Raw genomic sequence first — 19,627 nt, 5'->3', positions numbered from 1 at the left:
GTGGCACACGCTGGACCCGACCATAGGCAGACGGGATTTCTCCAGCATGACCCATTTGTTTCGCACAAGTTAACCAGGGCGGCCGTGGGCAGCACCTCGACGACGTGTTCGGTGCCCCGCCCGGCCGGGTACAAACGCGGGCGCAGTACCGTGGTCGGGTGGACAACAGGCAAGCAATCGGATCGTGGCTCTCGGGGCCGCGCGCGGCGGCCGAGGAGATGGGCGCCGACTTCGGTTACCGGGGCGAGCGCCTCGGTCTGCCCCAGGGAGGCCCGGGGTCCGTCGCCCCGCTGGGCCGCCGTTTCGGGGCCCTCTTCATCGACTGGGCCCTGTGCATGGTGATCGCATACGGCCTGCTCGCTCGTGGTGACCAGCAGTCGGCGGGGAACTGGGCGCTCGGCGTCTTCCTCGTCATGAGCTTCCTGACGGTCGGAACCGTCGGCTCCACCCCGGGCAAGCGGATTCTCGGCCTGCGGGTCATCGCCGAGGACGGCGGACGGCTGGGCGTCGTGCGGGTCGTCGTACGGAGCGTGCTGCTCCTCCTGGTGATCCCGGCCATCGTCTGGGACCGCGACAGCCGCGGCCTCCACGACCGGCTCGCCCGCGCCGTCCAGGTCCGCATCTGAGGCGCCCGCACCCCCGAGCACGTACGAAGAAGAAGACGCGGACGCAGAAGAGCGGCCCCGGACGCGTACATCGTCCGGGGCCGCTCTTCCGCGTTCGTGCTCGGTCAGCGCATCTTTCCGCCGCGCGGCATCCGCATGCCCTTCGGCATCGGGCCCTTGGGCAGCGGCATGTTGCTCATCAGGTCGCCCATCGCCCGGAGCCGGTCGTTGGCGGCGGTCACCTGCGGGCCGGTCAGGACCCGCGGAAGCTTCAGCATCGTGGTGCGCACCTTCTTCAGCGGCACCTGGCCCTCGCCGTCGCCGACGATGATGTCGTGCACCGGCACGTCCACGACGATGCGGGCCATCCGCTTCTTCTCGGCCGCCAGCAGGCTCTTCACCCGGTTCGGGTTGCCCTCCGCCACCAGGACGATGCCGGCCTTGCCGACCGCCCGGTGGACGACGTCCTGGCTGCGGTTCATCGCGACGGCCGGGGTCGTGGTCCAGCCGCGGCCGACCCGGTCCAGCACCGCCGCGGCCGCGCCGGGCTGTCCCTCCATCTGACCGAAGGCCGCGCGCTCGGCACGCCGTCCGAAGATGATCGCCATCGCGAGGAAGGCCAGGACGAAGCCCAGGATGCCCGCGTAGACCGGGTGACCGATCAGGAAACCGATGGCGAGGAGGACACCGAAGGTGACGATTCCCACACCCGCGACGACGAGACCCACCTTGGGGTCCGACCGCCTGGTCATCTTGTAGGTCAGGGCGATCTGCTTGAGCCGCCCCGCGTTCTCGGCGCTGTCCGCGCCGTCAGTGTTTGCCTTCCTCGCCATGTACGGAAGTTTACGTGGCGCGGGAGTGACCTAGGAACGGTGGTCGGCCACAGCCTTCAGCACGTGCTCCGCCTCGACCCGGTCCTGCGCCCTGCGGCGGTCCTCGAGGACGGCCGTCCAGGCGTTGCGGCGGGCGGTGCGCTGGCCGCCGCTCATCAGCAGGGACTCGACGGCGCGGAGTGCGGTGGTGACGGTCGGGATGGCGTTGGCTCGTACCGGTGCGGCGTGCATCGTGGGTGTTCCCCCTCGGAGCGGATGCGCGCGCCCGGCGCGCACTGAGTAGCGGGAAGCAATGACGACGGCGGCTGCGGAGCCACCGCGTATGTACCTAGGGTCACTGCTCGGTGTTACCAGTGCATGACCGGTCGGTCAAACACCAATGAAACTCTGATTTCGGCGGCGCGCACGCCGACGCGGCCCATACGGGCCCCCGGCCTGCGGGGGACGTACGGGCCGCGTCTTCGCGGGTATCGACGCTCAGTGGCTTCTTGTGCGCCGATTCACACGGCCGGTGCGGTCGCGGCGGTCGCACCGCGCCGCTCCATCGCCTGCTGGAAGAGGCGTCCGGCGCGGTACGAGGAGCGCACCAGCGGTCCGGACATGACGCCCGAGTAACCGATCGCGTCGGCCTCGTCCTTCAGCTCCACGAACTCATGGGGCTTCACCCAGCGCTCGACCGGATGGTGCCGCGCGGAGGGCCGGAGGTACTGCGTAATCGTGATGAGCTCGCAACCCGCGTCGTGCAGGTCCTGGAGCGCCTCGCTGACTTCCTCGCGGGTCTCGCCCATGCCGAGGATCAGGTTGGACTTCGTCACCAGGCCGGCCTCGCGGGCCCGGGTGATGACGTCCAGGGAGCGCTCGTAACGGAAGCCGGGCCGGATCCGCTTGAAGATCCGCGGCACCGTCTCGACGTTGTGCGCGAGCACCTGCGGGCGCGAGGAGAAGACCTCGGCGAGCTGCGCGGGCTCCGCGTTGAAGTCGGGGATGAGCAGCTCCACCTTCGTGGCGCCGCCCTCCCGCCCCGCGGTCTGCGCGTGGATCTGGCGCACGGTCTCCGCGTACAGCCACGCGCCGCCGTCCTCCAGGTCGTCGCGTGCGACGCCGGTGATCGTGGCGTAGTTCAGGTCCATCGTCACGACGGACTCGCCCACGCGGCGGGGCTCGTCACGGTCCAGCGCCTGCGGCTTCCCCGTGTCGATCTGGCAGAAGTCGCAGCGCCGGGTGCACTGGTCACCGCCGATGAGGAACGTCGCCTCGCGGTCTTCCCAGCACTCGTAGATGTTCGGACAGCCGGCCTCCTGGCACACGGTGTGCAGACCCTCGCCCTTCACGAGCGCCTGCATCTTCGTGTACTCGGGGCCCATCTTCGCCCGGGTTTTGATCCACTCGGGCTTGCGCTCGATGGGGGTCTGGCTGTTTCGGACCTCCAGGCGCAGCATCTTGCGCCCGTCGGGTGCGACACCGGACACTCCGGCACCCCTTTGCTTTCGCTGCATTGGATTCTTCGGCGAACACCAGGGTACGCCCGTGGTTAGAACGGCCTTGCGTCTGCCCAACCTGTGGCCGACGGGGCCTATTCCCTACGCCGAGGCGGCCGGTTCCTTCGGCGCGAGGACGCGGGGCGCGAGCTCCGCGTTCTCCAGGACGTCCCGCAGGTGCCTCTCGGCGACCGGGAGGACGTCGTCGATCGTGATCTCGCGGCCCAGTTCGTACGAGAGCGAGGTCACGCCCGCGTCCCGGATCCCGCACGGCACGATCCGGTCGAACGAGGTGTTGTCCGGGTTCACGTTCAGCGAGAAGCCGTGCATGGTGACGCCCTTGGCGACCCGGATGCCGATCGCGGCCAGCTTGCGGTCCTCGCGGCGCTGCCCGGCGTTCGAGGGCGCGTACTCGGGGCCGTTCAGCCGGGGGTCGAACTCCTCGTCGTGCAGCCGGGGGTCGAAGTCGAGGGAGAGCCCGCCGAGCGAGGGGCGGTCCTCGACCGGGTCGCCGAGGACCCAGACACCGCTGCGGCCCTCGACCCGGCTGGTCTCCACGCCGAACTCGGCGGCCGTGCGGATCAGGGCGTCCTCCAGGCGGCGGACGTGCGCCACCACGTCCACCGGGCGGGGGAGCTTGAGGATCGGGTAGCCGATGAGCTGTCCCGGGCCGTGCCAGGTGATCTTCCCGCCGCGGTCGACGTCGATGACCGGGGTGCCGTCGAGCGGACGCTCGCTCTCCGTCGTGCGCCGTCCCGCGGTGTAGACGGACGGGTGCTCGAGGAGCAGGCAGGTGTCGGGGACGGTGTCCTCGAACCTGGCGGCGTGCACCTCGCGCTGCCTCTGCCAGGCCTCCTGGTAGTCGACCCGCTCCTCGCCGAATCCCAGACGGACGAACCGCAGCTCACTCACTCCGGGTGCCTCCCTGCTCGCGGTGCCGGCCGGCCGGGGGGTGTCCCCGGAGTCACGGCACCATCCGTGTGCGCCCTGAGCCACTGTACGACCGCTCCCGAACACCGGGTCCGGCAGGTTACGGACGGGGCGCTTCCCGTCAGCGATCCACTAATCCTCACACGATCGGATGAACGTGGAGCGAAGGCCGCTGGAGCCGCCGCCGGGGCAGTTAAGTTCGCGCCGTTCCATAACGGGCTCGCCCGCTCCCAATCGTGGGGGAGCCCGTAAGGGCTGCCCGCCCGGCGCCGAAGGCAGGAGACCTTACAGCTGATGTCGGAACGACCTCCGCAGCGCACCCCGAACCGGCGGCTCGCTGCCCTCATCGCGGAGGCCGGGTTCTCCCATGCGGGCCTGGCCCGCCGGGTGGACCAGCTCGGCCTCGAACACGGGCTCGACCTGCGATACGACAAGACCTCGGTGACCCGCTGGCTGCGGGGCCAGCAGCCCCGGGGCACCACCCCCGCGCTGATCGCCGAGGTCTTCACCAGACGGCTCGGACGCCGGCTCTCCGCGCAGGACCTGGGCCTGGACGCGTGTGCGCCCGTCTACGCCGGTCTGGAGTTCGCGGCCACTCCCGCCGAGGCCGTCGACATCGTCAGCGGGCTGTGGCGCAAGGACTCGGGCAGCCATGCGGAGCTGCGCAAGATCGCGTTCACCCCCGCCGGACTGGTCGTCCCCAGCAGGGACTGGCTGATCGGGCGGGCCGACGAATGGGTCGGCCGGGGCGAGCCCCAGGAGCGAGCGAAGGGCGCCACCGGCCTGCCGGCCCCCCGTACGCCCGCCGAGGGCCACGGGAACCGGCCCCCGCACGGACTCCAGCAGGCTCCCGGGGGCGGCGCCCTCCAGGCACCCGGCGCCCCCGGTCCGGTGTACGGGGCGGGCGCCAACGGCTCCCGGGCCGGCGCCGGCCGCGGCCCCGCCCCCTCCCGCCCTCCCGTGGCCCCGCTCCCGGGTGTCCCGCGCCAGCGGCAGACCGACCGCGGGACGGGCCAGCGGGTCGGCAGCGGCGACGTCGCCGCCCTGCGCTCGGTGGCCGAGCTCTTCCGCACGCTGGACAACGCCTACGGCGGCGGCCACGCCAGGCAGGCCCTCGTCCGGTACCTGGAGCACGAGGCCGAGCCCATGCTGCGCGGGAGCTACGGCGAGGCGCTGGGCCGCCGGCTGTTCTCCGCCGCGGCCGATCTGACCCGGCTCGCGGGCTGGACCTCGTACGACATCGCGGCGCACGGCCTCGCCCAGCGCTACTTCGTCCAGGCGCTGCGGCTCGCCCAGGCCGCCGGGGACCGGGCGTACGGCGCCTACGTCCTGATCACGATGAGCCGGCAGGCGGTCTATCTCGGGCACGGCAGGGAAGCCGTCCAGCTCGCTCGCGTCGCCCAGCAGGGCATCGGTTCCTCCGCCCCGCCCGTCGTCCTGGCCCTGCTGCACGCGGTCGAGGCGCGCGGGCACGGCGTCCTCGGGGAGACCAGGCCCTGCGTCGCCGCGCTCGTACGGGCGGAACGCGCGCTGGGGATCTCCCGGCCCGGGGACGACGTGCCGCACTGGGCCCGCTACTTCGACGAGGCCCAGCTCGCCGACGAGTTCGGCCACTGCCACCGCGATCTCCAGCAGTACCGCGTCTCCGCCCAGCACGCCGAGCGGTCGCTCCAGCTGCGCGCGCCGGCGTACGCCCGGAGCCGGCTGTTCTGCCGGGTGGTGCTCGCCTCCGCGCGGCTGGGGCTCGGGGAGCTGGACCAGGCGTGCCTGCTGGGCGCCGAGGCGGCCCAGCAGGCCGCGGAGATGCGGTCGGTGCGCGCGACGGAGTACGTACGGGACTTCGAGCGCCGCCTGGAGCCGTACCGCGACGCCGTCGCCGTACGGGGATACCGCGACCGGGTCGCGGCCCTGGGCTGACCGACGGCCTACGCGGCGGCGGGCAGCGCCGTTCCCTGGCGGCGCACCCCCAGGTCCGCGAGGATCGCCGAGGCGGCGCGCCTCCCGGAGCGCAGCGCGCCCTGGACCGTGCTGGTGTCGCGGTGGTCGCCGCAGACGTACAGCCCGGCGAGCAGGCGCACCGGGCGGCGGGGGTCGTGCGGCGGCGGCATGGCGGGGACCGCCTCCGGGTCGTGATGGGCGGCCAGCAGCTCCCAGTCGTCGGTGGGCGTGCCGTACAGCGAGGCCAGGTGCGCGCGCACCTCGCCGTCGAGGTCCCGCGGCGGAGGTCCGAGCACCGTGGACGTGATCAGGGCCCGGCCGCGCGGGGCGCGCGAGGGGTCGACCTCGCTCATCACGGCGGTGTGCGCGACCGGGCCCGAGCGGTCCGCGTCCAGCAGCAGACGGCCCCCGGTGGCCGGCGCCTCCCGTGTGGTGTGGTGCAGCACGGTCACCGGGTGGAAGGCGGGCGTCCGCAGCCCCGGCAGCAGTTCGGCGGCGGCCCCCGCGCCGGTGGCCAGCAGGAGCGACCGGCAGCCGAGCTCGCCGTGCTCCTTGGTGCGTACGGACGTGATGTCGGCCGCGGTCACGTGCACCCCGGTGCGTACGGTCCCGGGCGGCAGGGCGGCCGCCAGCAGCTCGGGCAGCGTCGCGGAACCGCCCGCGGGCACGCAGAGCCGGCCGCGGGCGTAGTCCCGGAGGGTGAGGTCGGCCATGCGGCTGGACGTGGTGAGCCCCGGGTCGCCGAGCAGCGCCGAGAGGAGGGGCCGCAGGAACCCGCCGACCGTGCGGGCCGGCAGGCCGGACAGCGCCTCGGACGCGGCCCTGTCGGGCCTGGCCAGGATCCGGGACTCCGGAGTGGTGGCGAGCCGGGCCAGCCAGGCGCCGAGCCTGGCCTGTTCGATCGCCCCGCCCAGGGGCGCGCGAGGGGCGCTCGACCGGGAGCGCACCGCACGGAGTGCGCCCCTCGCGCTCCGTACGTCTCCGGCGCGGTACTGCCGCCCCCCGCTGTGGACGAGCACCCCCGGGGCGAAGTCCCGCAGCACCAGTCCTTCGAGTCCTGGGGCGTCGCTCAGCTCCGGATACGCCGAACTGAGCAGCGGGCCCAGGTGGTCGAGCCGGAACCCGTCCATGTCATGGGTGGCCATCCGGCCGCCCACCCGCGCGGCGGCCTCCAGGACGCTGACGCCCACCCCTGCGGCGATCAGCTGGTGAGCCGCCGTCAGGCCGGCGATCCCGGCCCCGATGATGACCACATCCGCGTGGTCCGCTGTGTGTGCCCCGATCACGTGCCCCTCCCCGAGTCGGTGCGACTGGTGGGGGGCTATTGCCCCCAACAGGCCCCCGGAATGCCCGAGTTCGGGTCGAGGCTAGGTGTATGGCCGAGAGAGGCGCAGTAGCGCGCGCCCCGGGCACCGGTGCACGGGGTCGCACGGCGGACCCGCGCCGGGTCCGGGGGAGCGCCGTGCCGTGGTCAGCGCAGCGCGGCGCGGACGGCGTCGTCGATGCCGGGGAAGGCGAACGCGAAGCCCGAGTCGAGAAGTTGGCCGGGCAGCACCCGCTGGCTGGCCAGGACGTCCCCGGAGAACTCCCCGAGCGCGGCCTTCAGGGCGGGCGCCGGGGCGGTGAACAGGGTCGGGCGCCGCAGCACCCGTCCCATGGCGGCCGTCACCTCGCCGTTGGTCACGGGGGAGGGGCCCGTCAGGTTCACCGGGCCGGACAGCGCCTCGGTGTCCAGGATGTGCCGCAGCGCCGCGATGTGGTCGTGCAGCGCGATGAAGCTCCAGTACTGCCGGCCGTTCCCCATCCGTCCGCCGAGCCCCGCCTTGAACAGCGGGAAGAGCCGCCCCCATGCCCCGCCCCGCCGGGAGACGACCAGACCGGTCCGCGCGTGGACGGTGCGGACGCCCGCCTCCTCGGCCGGAGCCGTCGCCTCCTCCCACTCCACGCAGACGGACGGCAGGAAACCCTCGCCGGGCGGCGCGCTCTCGTCGACGGCACGGTCGCCGGTGTCGCCGTAGAAGCCGATGGCCGACCCGGACAGCAGCACCTTCGGAGGGGTGTCCAGCGAAGCCACCGCCTCGGCGACGGCCGCCGTGCCCAGCACCCGGCTGTCACGGATCTCCCGCTTGTAGGCCTCGGTCCACCGGTGGTCCCCGACCCCCGCCCCCGCGAGGTGGACGACCGCGTCACAGCCGACCAGGCCCGCCGCGTCGACGTACTGGCGCCTGGGGTCCCACTCCACCTCGTCACCGGTCGCGGCCGGGCGGCGCACCATGCGCACCACCTCGTGCCCGTCGGCACGCAGCGAGCGCACGAGGGCCGCTCCGATGAGTCCGGTCGATCCGGTGACGGCGATTCGGGAATGCGGCATGCGGTCCATCCTGCCCCATGCGCCCTCGGCCACGCGGGAGTCTCAGGCGCCGGACACGCATGGCACAGTTGCACGCATGTCCGTGCCACGATTCCGGTCCCTCGGTCCCGTCCGTCCCGCCGTCCCCGAGGACGAGACCGCCCTCGCCGAGCTCGACCGGGCCACCTGGTCGACCCTCCACGCCGTGCAGCCGAGGCCGCAGCCGCCGTACGAGCCCTTCTTCGACGAGCGGCACCTGCCCGGTGAACACCTGGTCGTCGAGGCGGTCACCGGTACGGACGAGGCGCGCCTGGCCGGCTACATCCGGCTGGCCCGCCCGACCCCGCTCGCCTGCAACGCGCACGTCCGCCAGATACAGGGCCTCGCCGTCGCCGACCGGTGGCGGCGCCACGGCGTCGCACGTGCGCTGCTGCACGCCGCGTACGCCGAGGCGCGACGCCAGGGCGCCGGACGGCTCACCCTGCGGGTGCTCGGCCACAACACCGCCGCGCAGGCGCTCTACGCGTCCGAGGGCTTCGCCGTCGAGGGCGTACTGCCCGGCGAATTCTTCCTGGGCGGGCGGTACGTCGACGACATCCTGATGGGCCGCTCGCTGACGGACTGAATCCCGGGCGCGTGTCCGGGGCTCAGACCGGGCCGAAGCGTTCCCAGAGGGCCGGGTAACGCTCCGCCAGCGCCGCGTCGTCGTCGAAGCCGAAGGGCGTGCCCGCCGGTTCCGCCGCCTGCGGCGGCAGCCCCAGGTCGGGGGCGACGACGCCGGTGAGCTGCTCGTACGCCTCGTCGGCGGCGTAACCGAGGTCCTCGCCGTCCCCGTCGAGCTCCTCGTCGAAGTCGTCCAGCAGCTCGGCCAGGCTGTCCGGGTCGTGCACCGCCCCCTCGAAGACCTCGCGCCCCTGCGCGATCAGCCAGCAGCGGAAGTAGTCGAAGGCGTCGTCGCTCGCCCCGCCGAGCAGCACGGCCGCCGCGCCCCACAGGTCCCAGCGGTACGCGCGGTTGTAGCGGGCCTCGAAGTGCCTGGCGAAGTCCAGCACGGAGTCGGGATCGAGCCGCACCAGCCGTTCGACGAGCAGGTCGGCGTGGTCCTCGGGGTCGCCCTCGGCGGCCTCGCGGGTGCTGTCGATGATCTCCCAGAACTCCGTCTCGTCCATCACGGGTCCAGCATCTGCCCCGGCGGCAGGCGACGCACGCCCAGACACCGAATTGAAGCCTCCGACGTCACTTCCGGGCCACTTCAGCGATAGAGGTCGCGCAGTCGTTCGGCGGTATCGGCAAAGCGTTCGCGCAGGGCGGCGGGCTCCAGGACCTCCACCTCGGGCCCGAGGGACAGCAGCTGGCCGTACGCCACCTCGGCGGACTCGACCGGCAGGACCACCGTGCGCCGGCCCTCCGCGTCCGGTGCGCCGGCCCCGGACAGCGCCTCGTCGACGGCGGCCCGGTCCATGGCGTGCGGCAGCCGCCGGACCCCCGCCTCCGACAGCCGCACGGTCACCTCGGTCCGCAGGATCGACCGGGCGAACTGCGCGGCCCGTTCCTCCCAGAAGCGCGGCAGGTCGAAGTCCTCGTCCCGTACGAAGCGGGTCTCCGAGACGGCGACGGCGGCGAACCGGTCGATCCGGTACACCCGGAAGTCGTCCCCGGCGCGGGCGCAGAGGTACCAGACCCCGGCCTTCAGGACGAGCCCGTACGGAGCCAGCTCGCGCTCCACCTCGCCCGAGGGGCGGCGGCTGTAGCGCGCCCGGACCAGCCGGTCGTCCCAGACGGCCTCCGCGACCGCGGGCAGGAGCTCCGGGGTGGCCGGTTCGTGGTACCAGCCGGGGGCGTCCAGATGGAAGCGCTGGGCCACCGTGCGCGAGGCGTCCCGCAGTGAGGGGAGCAGGGCCGCCGAGACCTTCAGCCGGGCGGCCGAGGCGGCGTCGTCGAGCCCCATCTCACGCAGGGCCGAGGGCAGCCCGGACAGGAAGAGCGCCTCGGCCTCATGGCGGGCCAGCCCGGTGAGCCGCGTCCGGTAGCCGCCCACGAGCCGGTAGCCGCCCGCCCGGCCGCGGTCGGCGTACACGGGCACGCCCGCCTCCGAGAGCGCCTGGGCGTCCCGTGTGACGGTGCGCTCCGACACCTCCAGCTCCTCGGCCAGCTGGGCGGCGGTCATGGAGGGCCGGGACTGCAGGAGCAGCACCATCTTGATCAGCCGGGCAGCACGCATGCGGCCATTGTGCGTGCCGGCGCCGCACCGCCACAGGGAGCCCGGCCCGTGGAGGCGCGGCGCGGCCGCACCGGCTCAGCGCCGGGGAACCATCGCGCGCAGGCTGCGCCAGGTCCGGCCGAGCGGGCGGCGCGCAGGTGCCGGGATGTGCACGGTCCACCTGCGCGGCGGGAGGGCGTCCATGCGGTGGTAGAACTCGTCGACGTCGACGGCGAGCGTGCGCCCGGCGGTCCAGTAGGGAACGACGCCGACGGCGTCGGGGCCGACCCGGGTGGCTCCGGCCGCTGTGAGCTCACTGCGCCGGTCCCCCTCGATCCGGACGCTCCTGCCCACGCCGAACAGCTGCAGCGAGCCCCGCACGTCGTAGATCCCTCGCTGGAGTGGGCCGCCGCCGGCCGCCGTGAGCGGGTCGATCTCCAGCTCGCCCCGGACGACCAGCCGGCTCCGTCCCGGGCCGGCGGGGACGACGGCCGCCCTGAAGTCGCAGGTGGGGAACCAGCCCATGGGGCGCTTGCGGTCCTTCAGGAGCACGTGCGCGGACACAGCGCGCAGGGGGTCGCCGACCTCCCACTCCGTGACCGCCGGGTTCCCCTCCAGCAGCCTGGGGTCGAGCAGCAGACGTCCGTCGCGCTCCACCATGACCACCGGTGTGCCGTCCGCGTGCGTCATGGTCATCTGCAGAGGGGCGGTCAGCCTGCCGTCCCGCCAGCGCAGCCGGCCCAGATCGGCCCGTGACCGCAGGGTGCGGGTGCGCTCGGCCAGGGCGCGCAGACCGTCGAGGCGGCCGTCCTCCAGGAGCGTCGCGCGCAGCCGCTGCACGGCGGGGAGCCCTTCCCGTACGCCGGGGGAGAACTCGTCCGCGACGAGCTGCCGGACCGTCTCGAACCGGGCCCGTACGTCCAGGGCGGAGCTGAGCACCCGGGGCTCGCTCACCTGGTGGAGGATCTCCACGCGGTAGGTGCGGCGCAGCAGCGCGTCGCGCTCCGGGCCCGGCTCCGTGCCGTCCTTCAGTGCCTGGACGACCTGGCGGAGATTGCCGAAGTAACCCTGTACGTCGATCGGGGCACTGCTGTTGTTGCCCCTGTCCTCGCGGCGCATCCAGTAGTAGCAGGGGTGGTCGGCCAGCACGGAGACCCGATCGGTGGCGACGTAGGCGCGGGCCATGAACAGCTGGTCCTCCAGCCGGCATCTGCCCTCGGGGAACGTGATGCCGTTCTCCAGGAGGAACGACCGCCGGAACATCTTGTGCGGGGTGAGCGAATCCATCAGCGAGTGGTCACGCACCGAGCACCGGTCGATGGTCCGGGCGAACACGGTGCTGGGCGGCTGCATGGTGCCGACGACCTTGCCCAGCACGATGTCCGACTCGTTCCTCGTGCCCAGGGCGCACAGCCGCTCCAGAGCCTCCTCGCCCAGCTCGTCGTCCTGGTCCACGAACTGGATGAACTCGCCCCTGCTGCTCGCCACCCCCACGTTGCGCGGCTTGCCGGGCCAGCCCGAGTTCTCCTGGTGGATGACGCGGACGTGCGGGTGGGCGGCGGCCAGCCGGTCCAGACGCTCCCCGGAGTCGTCGGTCGATCCGTCGTCGACGTAGACGACTTCGTACTGGTCGGGCCCGATGCTCTGCCGGAGCAGGGACGGGGCGCACGACTCGATGTAATGCGACGCGTTGTAGATCGGAACGACGATCGTGGCCCGCAGTGTGTGCGGTGCGAACTTCTCAGCAGTGGTCATGCTGCGTCCCCTCAAGGCCGTGCCGGGGGGTAGTGGGGGATACCCGGCCCAATCGCACGAAACGGTGTTCGGTAGATATACCCGTATGAGCCCATAAATCGCTGATCGAGGGACAGGTCTGTGCCGTCCGGTTTCCCCCCGGAAGCCGGCCTTCGCCCGAGAGGCGTAGGACTCACCCTCCTAGACCGTCGAACACCGCCTTGCGTTGCACGGTGCTTCCGATTCTTCGTATGAAGTTATTGGTTCGGTGTGCTGTGGTTCATGAAGTGGACGCCCGCGTGCCCCAGGGGGTACGCGCCGGGACGCGGTGGGTGAACGCCCGCAGGGCGGGCTCGAAACGAGCCCGCCCTGCGGTGTGAAGGGAGACAGCCCTCCGGCTCCAGCCCCTCAGAGACCGTACTTCTCCCGGGCCTCCTTGACCTTGGAGGCCGGGATCTCGCCACGGCGGGCCAGCTGGGCCAGCGCGGCGACCGCGACGGACTCGGCGTCGACACCGAAGTGGCGGCGGGCGCCCTCACGGGTGTCGGAGAGGCCGAAGCCGTCCGTGCCCAGCGAGGACCAGTCCTGCTCCACCCACTGGCTGATGGAGTCCGGGACCGCGCGCATCCAGTCGCTGACCGCGAGAACGGGGCCCGGCGCACCGGAGAGCGCCTGGGTCACGTAGGGCACGCGCTCCTCGCCGCGGAGCAGCGCCTCGTCGCACTCCAGCGCCTCGCGGCGCAGCTCGCCCCACGAGGTGGCGGACCAGACGTCGGCCGTGACACCCCAGTCGGAGGCCAGCAGCTCCTGCGCCTTCAGCGCCCAGTGGATCGCCGTGCCGGAGCCCAGCAGCTGGAGGCGCGGGGCGTCCGCCGAGGCGGGCGTGCCCTCCTTGAAGCGGTACAGGCCCTTGACGATGCCCTCCTCGACGCCTTCCGGCATCGCGGGCTGCTGCTTCGGCTCGTTGTAGACCGTCAGGTAGTAGAAGACGTTCTCGGCCTCGGGGCCGTACATCCTCCGCAGACCGTCCTTGACGATCACCGCGATCTCGTACGCGAACGCCGGGTCGTAGTTCAGCGACGCCGGGTTCGTGGACGCGATCAGGTGCGAATGGCCGTCCGCGTGCTGGAGGCCCTCACCCGTGAGCGTCGTACGGCCCGCGGTGGCGCCGACGATGAAGCCCTTGCCGAGCTGGTCGGCGAGCTGCCACATCTGGTCGCCGGTCCGCTGCCAGCCGAACATCGAGTAGAAGATGTAGAACGGGATCATCGTCTCGCCGTGCGTCGCGTACGACGAGGCGGCGGCGATGAAGTCGGCCATGGCCCCGGCCTCGGTGATCCCCTCGTTGAGGATCTGGCCGTCCTTGGCCTCCTTGTAGTACATCAGCTGGTCGCGGTCGACCGGCTCGTACGTCTGGCCGAGCGGCGAGTAGATGCCGGCCGAGGGGAACAACGACTCCATACCGAAGGTACGGGCCTCGTCCGGGACGATCGGAACCCAGCGCCTGCCGGTCTCCTTGTCCCGCATCAGGTCCTTCACCAGGCGGACGAACGCCATGGTGGTGGCCATCTCCTGCTTGCCGGACCCCTTGTACAGGGCCTTGAACGCGCGCTCCTCCGGCTGGGGCAGCGAGGCGGCGTGCACCCGGCGGGCGGGGGCCGGGCCGCCGAGGGCGGCACGGCGCTCCTGGAGGTAGCGGACCTCGGGGGAGTCGGCGCCCGGGTGGCCGTACGGGACCAGCCCGTCCTCGAAGGCGCTGTCCGGGATCGGGAGGCCGAGCAGCTCGCGCATGCCCTTGAACTCGTCGATCGACAGCTTCTTCATCTGGTGGTTGGCGTTCTTGGACTCGAAGCCCTTGCCGAGCGTGTAGCCCTTGACCGTCTGGGCCAGGATCACGGTCGGCGCGCCCTTGTGCTCCAGGGCCGCGCGGTAGGCCGCGTACACCTTGCGGGCCTCGTGGCCGCCGCGGGAGCTGTAGAAACACTCGGCGATCTTCGCGTCGCTCAGGAGTTTCGCCAGCTCGGCGAGGGCGGGCTCGGCGCCGAAGAAGTGCTCGCGGATGTAGGCCACGTCGCGCGTCGCGTACGTCTGGAACTGCGCGTCCGGGACCTCGCGGAGGCGGCGGATCAGCGCGCCCGTGGTGTCGAGCTGGAACAGCTCGTCCCAGGCGTTGCCCCAGAGCGTCTTGATGACGTTCCAGCCGGCGCCGCGGAAGGCGCCCTCCAGCTCCTGGACCACGCGGAAGTTGGCGCGGACCGGGCCGTCGAGGCGCTGCAGGTTGCAGTTGATGACGAAGGTCAGGTTGTCGAGCTGCTCACGGGCCGCGAGGGCGAGGGCGGCGGTCGACTCGGGCTCGTCCATCTCGCCGTCGCCCAGGAAGGCCCAGACGTGCGAGTTCGACGTGTCCTTGATCTTGCGGTTGGTCAGATAGCGGTTGAAGCGCGCCTGGTAGATCGCCGAGAGCGGGCCGAGGCCCATCGAGACGGTGGGGAACTCCCACAGCCAGGGCAGCCGCCGCGGGTGCGGGTAGGACGGCAGGCCGTCGCCCCCCGACTCCTGGCGGAAGTTGTCGAGCTGCTGCTCGGAGAGGCGGCCGTCGAGGAAGGCGCGGGCGTAGATGCCGGGCGAGGCGTGGCCCTGGATGTAGAGCTGGTCGCCGGAGCCGTCACCTTCCTTGCCGCGGAAGAAGTGGTTGAAGCCGGTCTCGTACAGCCATGCCGCCGAGGCGAACGTGGCGATGTGACCGCCGACGCCGTACCGGGCGCCGCGGGTCACCATCGCGGCCGCGTTCCAGCGGTTCCACGCGGTGATCCTCGATTCCATCTCCAGGTCGCCGTCGAACGCGGGCTCGGCGGCGGTGGGGATGGTGTTGACGTAATCGCTCTCCAGCAGCTTGGGCAGCGCGATGCCGGCGCCCTCAGCGTGCTGGAGCGAACGCCGCATCAGGTACGCGGCGCGGTGCGGGCCCGCGGCCTTGGTGACGGCGTCGAGGGAGGCCGCCCATTCGGCGGTCTCCTCGGGGTCGCGGTCCGGGAGCTGGTCGAGCTCGCTCGGAAGCGTTGCTACGGGGTCGGTCATGATCGCCGCCTTCCGGAGTGGGAGGGGGTGGAGAAGTCCCTGGCTGGCAGGACAGGGCGATGGGGCCGGTGGGCCCGCGACTGAACTGTAAGTCTCCGATCGATGATCGATCAAAGGGTGAAGGGCAAAACTTCTCGATATGAAGAAAAGTGGCATGCGGTGCCGCGAAACGGGGCACGGAGTGACGGGATCAAGGGGGCGAAACGGGCGCTGACCTGCACGGCCGAGCGGGTTGCGACCCAGATGTGCGCGCCCGCCCGGCGTCGGACCTCACGCCTCAGGCGCGCGGCGCGCACCCGAGGACGTGCTCCTTCACCATCACGGCGATCTGCGGGTCCCGGCGCAGGAACGCCTCGATGAGAGCCTCGTGCTCCTCCGCGTACGACTTCTGCACGGTGCCCAGCCAGCGGATCGACAGGGCCGTGAACACCTCGATGCCCAGTCCCTCCCAGGTGTGCAGCAGCACGGCGTTTCCGGCGGCGCGCACCATCTCCCGGTGGAAGGCCACCGTGTGCCGCACCTGCGCCTCGCCGTCGGCCAGCCGGTCCGCCTCGTACAGCGCCGCCACGTGCGGGGCGAGCGCCGAGCAGTCCTCGCCGAGCGCGGGGGCCGCCAGCTCCGCCGCGATCTGCTCGAGACCGGCCCGCACGGGATAGCTCTCCTCCAGGTCGGCCGCGGTGAGACTGCGTACCCGGACCCCCTTGTTGGGCGCCGACTCGATCAGCCGCAGCGTCTCCAGCTCGCGCAGGGCCTCGCGCACGGGCGTCTGGCTGACCTCCAGCTCGGTGGCGATGCGGCGCTCCACGATCCGTTCACCCGGCTTCCAGCGCCCGCTGACTATCCCTTCCACGATGTGCTCGCGGATCTGCTCGCGCAGCGAGTGAACGACGGGCGGGGTCATGACGGGCTCCTTCGGGCGAACAAACCGGTGCTGCTCACCGACGCGGCGGCCGGGGGCGACCGGTGGTGTCTAGACAATACGGCGGCGCCCCCGCCCGGAAGTGTTCCGGACGGGGGCGCCGCTGGTGAGGCTGGTTACAGCTGTACGGCTCAGAGGCCGAGCTCGACCTCGAACTCGCCCGCCTCGAGGATCGCCTTGACCGTGGTCAGGTAACGGGCGGCGTCCGCGCCGTCCACCAGACGGTGGTCGTAGGAGAGCGAGAGGTAGGTCATGTCGCGGACGCCGATGACGGTGCCCTCGGCGGTCTCGATGACCGCCGGACGCTTGACCGTGGCACCGATGCCCAGGATGGCCGCCTGGTTCGGCGGCACGATGACCGTGTCGAACAGCGCACCGCGCGAACCGGTGTTGCTGACGGTGAAGGTCGCCCCCGACATGTCGTCCGGGGTGAGGCCACCACCGCGGGCCTTGCCGGCCAGCTCGGCGGTCTTCTTCGCGATACCGGCGATGTTCAGGTCGCCCGCACCCTTGATGACCGGGGTCATCAGACCCTTCTCGGCGTCCACGGCGATGCCGATGTTCTCCGAGTCGAAGTACGTGATGGTGCCCTCGCCCTCGTTGATCCGGGCGTTGACGACCGGGTGGGCCTTCAGCGCCTGGGCCGCCGCCTTCACGAAGAACGGCATCGGGGACAGCTTGACGCCCTCACGGGCGGCGAAGGACTCCTTCGCCTGGTTGCGCAGCTTCATCAGCTTCGTGATGTCGACCTCGAGGACCGTGGTCAGCTGGGCCTGCGAGTGCAGCGCCTTCATCATGTTGTCGCCGATGACCTTGCGCATGCGGGTCATCTTGACCGTCTGACCGCGCAGCGGGGACGCCTCGAGCTTCGGCGCGGCCTTGGCCGCGGGAGCGGCGGCAGCCGGAGCCGGAGCGGCGGCGGCGGCCTTGGCGGCCTCCGCCGCGGCGACGACGTCCTGCTTGCGGATACGGCCACCGACGCCGGTGCCCTTGACCGAGCCCAGGTCGACGCCGTTCTCGGCGGCGAGCTTGCGGACCAGCGGCGTGACGTACGCGCCGTCGTCACCGGCGGACGCGGCCGGGGCGGCCGGAGCCGGAGCGGCGGGCTGCACCGGGGCGGCCGGAGCCGGTGCCGGAGCGGCGGGCGCGGCCTGGGCCGGTGCCGGAGCAGGGGCGGCCGGGGCTGCGGGAGCCGGCGCCGGAGCGGCCGGTGCGGGTGCGGGTGCGGCAGGGGCCGGGGCGGCCTCGGCCGGAGCCGCGGCGGGGGCCGGGGCGGCCTCTGCCGGAGCGGCGGCCGGTGCGGCACCCGGAGCGCCGATGACGGCGAGCTTGGCGCCCACCTCGGCGGTCTCGTCCTCGCCGACGACGATCTCCAGCAGCACGCCGGCGACCGGGGCGGGGATCTCGGTGTCGACCTTGTCCGTGGAGACCTCGAGCAGGGGCTCGTCCTCCGCGACCTCCTCGCCGACCTCCTTCAGCCAGCGGGTGACGGTGCCCTCGGTGACGCTCTCGCCGAGCGCCGGAAGGGTGACGTCGGTACCGGAGGCGCCACCGGCCGGAGCGGCGGCGGGAGCCTCGGCGGCGGGGGCCTGCGCGGCGGGGGCCTCGGCGGCGGGCGCCGGAGCCTCCTGGGCCGGGGCCTCCTGGGCCGGGGCCGGAGCGGCCTCCGGCTCGGCGGCGGGAGCCGCCTCGGCGGAGGGCGCGCCCGAACCGTCGTCGATGACGGCCAGCTCGGCGCCGACCTCGACGGTCTCGTCCTCGGCGACCTTGATGGACGCGAGGGTGCCCGAGGCGGGCGCGGGGATCTCGGTGTCGACCTTGTCGGTCGAGACCTCGAGCAGCGGCTCGTCGGCCTCGACGTGCTCGCCCTCGGCCTTCAGCCAGCGGGTGACGGTGCCCTCGGTGACGCTCTCGCCGAGCGCCGGAAGGGTTACGGAAACCGACATGGTTTCAGTTGCTCCTTACGAAAGTGTGAAGTGGTCGGTCGTCCCCGGGACTGGATCAGTCGTGGGAGTGGAGAGGCTTGCCGGCCAGGGCCAGGTGGGCCTCGCCCATCGCCTCGTTCTGCGTCGGGTGGGCGTGGATGAGCTGCGCGACCTCGGCCGGCAGCGCCTCCCAGTTGTAGATCAGCTGGGCTTCGCCGACCTGCTCGCCCATACGGTCACCGACCATGTGGACGCCGACCACGGCACCGTCCTTGACCTGGACGAGCTTGATCTCGCCCGCGGTCTTCAGGATCTTGCTCTTGCCGTTGCCCGCCAGGTTGTACTTGAGGGCGACGACCTTGTCCGCACCGTAGATCTCCTTGGCCTTGGCCTCGGTGATGCCGACGGAGGCGACCTCGGGGTGGCAGTACGTCACCTTCGGCACGCCGTCGTAGTCGACCGGCACGGTCTTGAGTCCGGCGAGCCGCTCCGCCACCAGGATGCCCTCGGCGAAGCCGACGTGGGCGAGCTGGAGGGTCGGGACCAGGTCGCCGACGGCCGAGATCGTCGGGACGTTGGTCTGCATGTACTCGTCGACGAGGACGTAGCCGCGGTCCATCGCGACACCCGCCTCCTCGTAGCCCAGACCCTGCGAGACCGGGCCGCGGCCGATCGCGACCAGCAGCACCTCCGCCTCGAAGGTCTTGCCGTCGGCGAGGGTCACCCGGACGCCGTCCTGCGTGTACTCGGCCTTGTCGAAGAAGGTGCCGAGGTTGAACTTGATGCCGCGCTTGCGGAACGCGCGCTCGAGAAGCTTCGAGCTGTTCTCGTCCTCGACCGGGACCAGGTGCTTCAGGCCCTCGACGATCGTGATGTCGGCCCCGAAGGACTTCCACGCCGAGGCGAACTCGACGCCGATGACGCCGCCGCCCAGGACGACCGCGGACTTCGGCACGCGGTCGAGCTTCAGCGCGTGGTCCGAGGAGATGACGCGGTTGCCGTCGATCTCCAGGCCGGGCAGCGACTTCGGCACGGAGCCGGTCGCCAGCAGCACATGACGGCCCTGGACGCGCTGACCGTTGACATCCACCGAGGTGGGCGACGAGAGACGGCCCTCACCCTCGATGTAGTGCACCTTGCGCGAGGCGATGAGACCCTGCAGGCCCTTGTACAGGCCCGAGATCACGTCGTCCTTGTACTTGTGGACGGCCTCCATGTCGATGCCCTCGAAGGTGGCCTTCACGCCGAACTGCTCGGCCTCGCGGGCCTGGTCGGCGATCTCGCCGGCGTGCAGCAGCGCCTTCGTGGGGATGCAGCCGTTGTGCAGGCAGGTGCCGCCGACCTTGCCCTTCTCGATCAGTGCGACGTCCAGGCCCAGCTGAGCTCCGCGCAGGGCCGCGGCGTAACCGCCGCTACCACCGCCGAGGATCACTAGGTCGAAAACGGTGCTGGCGTCGTTCGCCACGTCACGTCCTCCATGCATGTGCGCCGTATGCCGGGCCCCGTCGCTGGGGTGTGACCGGCCGGTCGGCTGGTGTTCGGCCGCTTGCGTTATTCGGCCCTGTGGTGGGGGCCCTGTCCTGCCGAGAACCCATCTTCGCACTTGTTGAGTCCGGACGGGACGCGGGCCCCTGCTC

16 protein-coding genes are annotated in these 19,627 nt (G+C 72.1%); 3 read left to right on the top strand and 13 right to left on the bottom strand.

The window, feature by feature from the left end; genetic code table 11:
• Positions 1-158 precede the first annotated feature (158 nt).
• Positions 159-626 carry an RDD family protein gene (locus ACIP63_RS02200; protein WP_401510573.1) on the top strand — a complete coding sequence of 156 codons (468 nt, stop codon included), beginning with the start codon at positions 159-161 and terminating at the stop codon, positions 624-626.
• Between the two features lie 104 nt (positions 627-730).
• Here the strand turns inward: ACIP63_RS02200 and ACIP63_RS02195 are convergent, their stop codons facing one another.
• The 4 genes from ACIP63_RS02195 to lipB all read right to left on the bottom strand — a co-directional run bounded on the left by ACIP63_RS02195 (position 731) and on the right by lipB (position 3,828).
• Entirely contained in the window at positions 731-1,438 is a 708-nt protein-coding gene (locus ACIP63_RS02195; RefSeq protein WP_104784929.1) for a DUF4191 domain-containing protein, read from the bottom strand.
• A gap of 30 nt (positions 1,439-1,468) precedes the next feature.
• Positions 1,469-1,669 carry a hypothetical protein gene (locus ACIP63_RS02190; protein ID WP_356707364.1) on the bottom strand — a complete coding sequence of 67 codons (201 nt, stop codon included), beginning with the start codon at positions 1,667-1,669 and terminating at the stop codon, positions 1,469-1,471.
• 269 nt (positions 1,670-1,938) lie between these two features.
• Positions 1,939-2,907: a lipoyl synthase gene (gene lipA / locus ACIP63_RS02185; RefSeq protein ID WP_399228590.1), complete on the bottom strand. Its 969-nt coding sequence runs from the start codon at positions 2,905-2,907 to the stop codon at positions 1,939-1,941.
• 111 nt (positions 2,908-3,018) lie between these two features.
• Positions 3,019-3,828, bottom strand: coding sequence for a lipoyl(octanoyl) transferase LipB (gene lipB, locus ACIP63_RS02180; protein ID WP_401510571.1), 810 nt, complete (start codon positions 3,826-3,828; stop codon positions 3,019-3,021).
• 312 nt (positions 3,829-4,140) lie between these two features.
• On the opposite strand from lipB, the gene ACIP63_RS02175 reads away from it, so the two are divergent.
• Positions 4,141-5,763, top strand: coding sequence for a regulator (locus tag ACIP63_RS02175; RefSeq protein WP_401510570.1), 1,623 nt, complete (start codon positions 4,141-4,143; stop codon positions 5,761-5,763).
• An 8-nt stretch (positions 5,764-5,771) separates the two neighbouring features.
• On the opposite strand, the gene ACIP63_RS02170 is transcribed toward ACIP63_RS02175, so the two are convergent.
• Both ACIP63_RS02170 and ACIP63_RS02165 read right to left on the bottom strand, forming a co-directional pair.
• Positions 5,772-7,070 carry an NAD(P)/FAD-dependent oxidoreductase gene (locus ACIP63_RS02170; protein WP_401510568.1) on the bottom strand — a complete coding sequence of 433 codons (1,299 nt, stop codon included), beginning with the start codon at positions 7,068-7,070 and terminating at the stop codon, positions 5,772-5,774.
• A 185-nt stretch (positions 7,071-7,255) separates the two neighbouring features.
• On the bottom strand, positions 7,256-8,155 hold the full coding sequence (locus tag ACIP63_RS02165; RefSeq protein ID WP_401510566.1) for a TIGR01777 family oxidoreductase: 900 nt from the start codon (positions 8,153-8,155) through the stop codon (positions 7,256-7,258).
• Between the two features lie 76 nt (positions 8,156-8,231).
• Between ACIP63_RS02165 and ACIP63_RS02160 the strand changes: the two genes are divergently transcribed.
• Positions 8,232-8,759: a GNAT family N-acetyltransferase gene (locus tag ACIP63_RS02160; protein WP_401510564.1), complete on the top strand. Its 528-nt coding sequence runs from the start codon at positions 8,232-8,234 to the stop codon at positions 8,757-8,759.
• A 22-nt stretch (positions 8,760-8,781) separates the two neighbouring features.
• Here the strand turns inward: ACIP63_RS02160 and ACIP63_RS02155 are convergent, their stop codons facing one another.
• From ACIP63_RS02155 to lpdA, 7 genes are all read right to left on the bottom strand, one after another.
• Entirely contained in the window at positions 8,782-9,303 is a 522-nt protein-coding gene (locus tag ACIP63_RS02155; protein ID WP_362934035.1) for a DUF4240 domain-containing protein, read from the bottom strand.
• 83 nt (positions 9,304-9,386) lie between these two features.
• On the bottom strand, positions 9,387-10,355 hold the full coding sequence (locus ACIP63_RS02150; RefSeq protein WP_401510562.1) for a helix-turn-helix transcriptional regulator: 969 nt from the start codon (positions 10,353-10,355) through the stop codon (positions 9,387-9,389).
• A gap of 75 nt (positions 10,356-10,430) precedes the next feature.
• Positions 10,431-12,089 (bottom strand): glycosyltransferase, encoded by a 1,659-nt coding sequence (locus ACIP63_RS02145; protein ID WP_401510560.1) that lies wholly within the window; start codon positions 12,087-12,089, stop codon positions 10,431-10,433.
• 387 nt (positions 12,090-12,476) lie between these two features.
• Complete coding sequence (aceE, locus tag ACIP63_RS02140) at positions 12,477-15,146, bottom strand: pyruvate dehydrogenase (acetyl-transferring), homodimeric type (protein ID WP_401510558.1); 2,670 nt, start codon at positions 15,144-15,146, stop codon at positions 12,477-12,479.
• Between the two features lie 277 nt (positions 15,147-15,423).
• On the bottom strand, positions 15,424-16,047 hold the full coding sequence (locus ACIP63_RS02135; protein WP_401510557.1) for a GntR family transcriptional regulator: 624 nt from the start codon (positions 16,045-16,047) through the stop codon (positions 15,424-15,426).
• Between the two features lie 149 nt (positions 16,048-16,196).
• Positions 16,197-18,011 (bottom strand): 2-oxoglutarate dehydrogenase, E2 component, dihydrolipoamide succinyltransferase, encoded by a 1,815-nt coding sequence (gene sucB, locus ACIP63_RS02130; protein ID WP_401510555.1) that lies wholly within the window; start codon positions 18,009-18,011, stop codon positions 16,197-16,199.
• 55 nt (positions 18,012-18,066) lie between these two features.
• A complete protein-coding gene (gene lpdA / locus ACIP63_RS02125; protein ID WP_401510554.1) occupies positions 18,067-19,455 on the bottom strand; it encodes a dihydrolipoyl dehydrogenase in 1,389 nt (462 codons plus the stop codon).
• Positions 19,456-19,627 lie beyond the last annotated feature (172 nt).

The organism is Streptomyces sp. NPDC088746 (assembly GCF_044751065.1).
Taxonomy (GTDB): domain Bacteria; phylum Actinomycetota; class Actinomycetes; order Streptomycetales; family Streptomycetaceae; genus Streptomyces.
The sequence above is the reverse complement of the archived record's forward strand: the minus strand, read 5'-3'. Positions and strand labels throughout refer to the sequence as shown.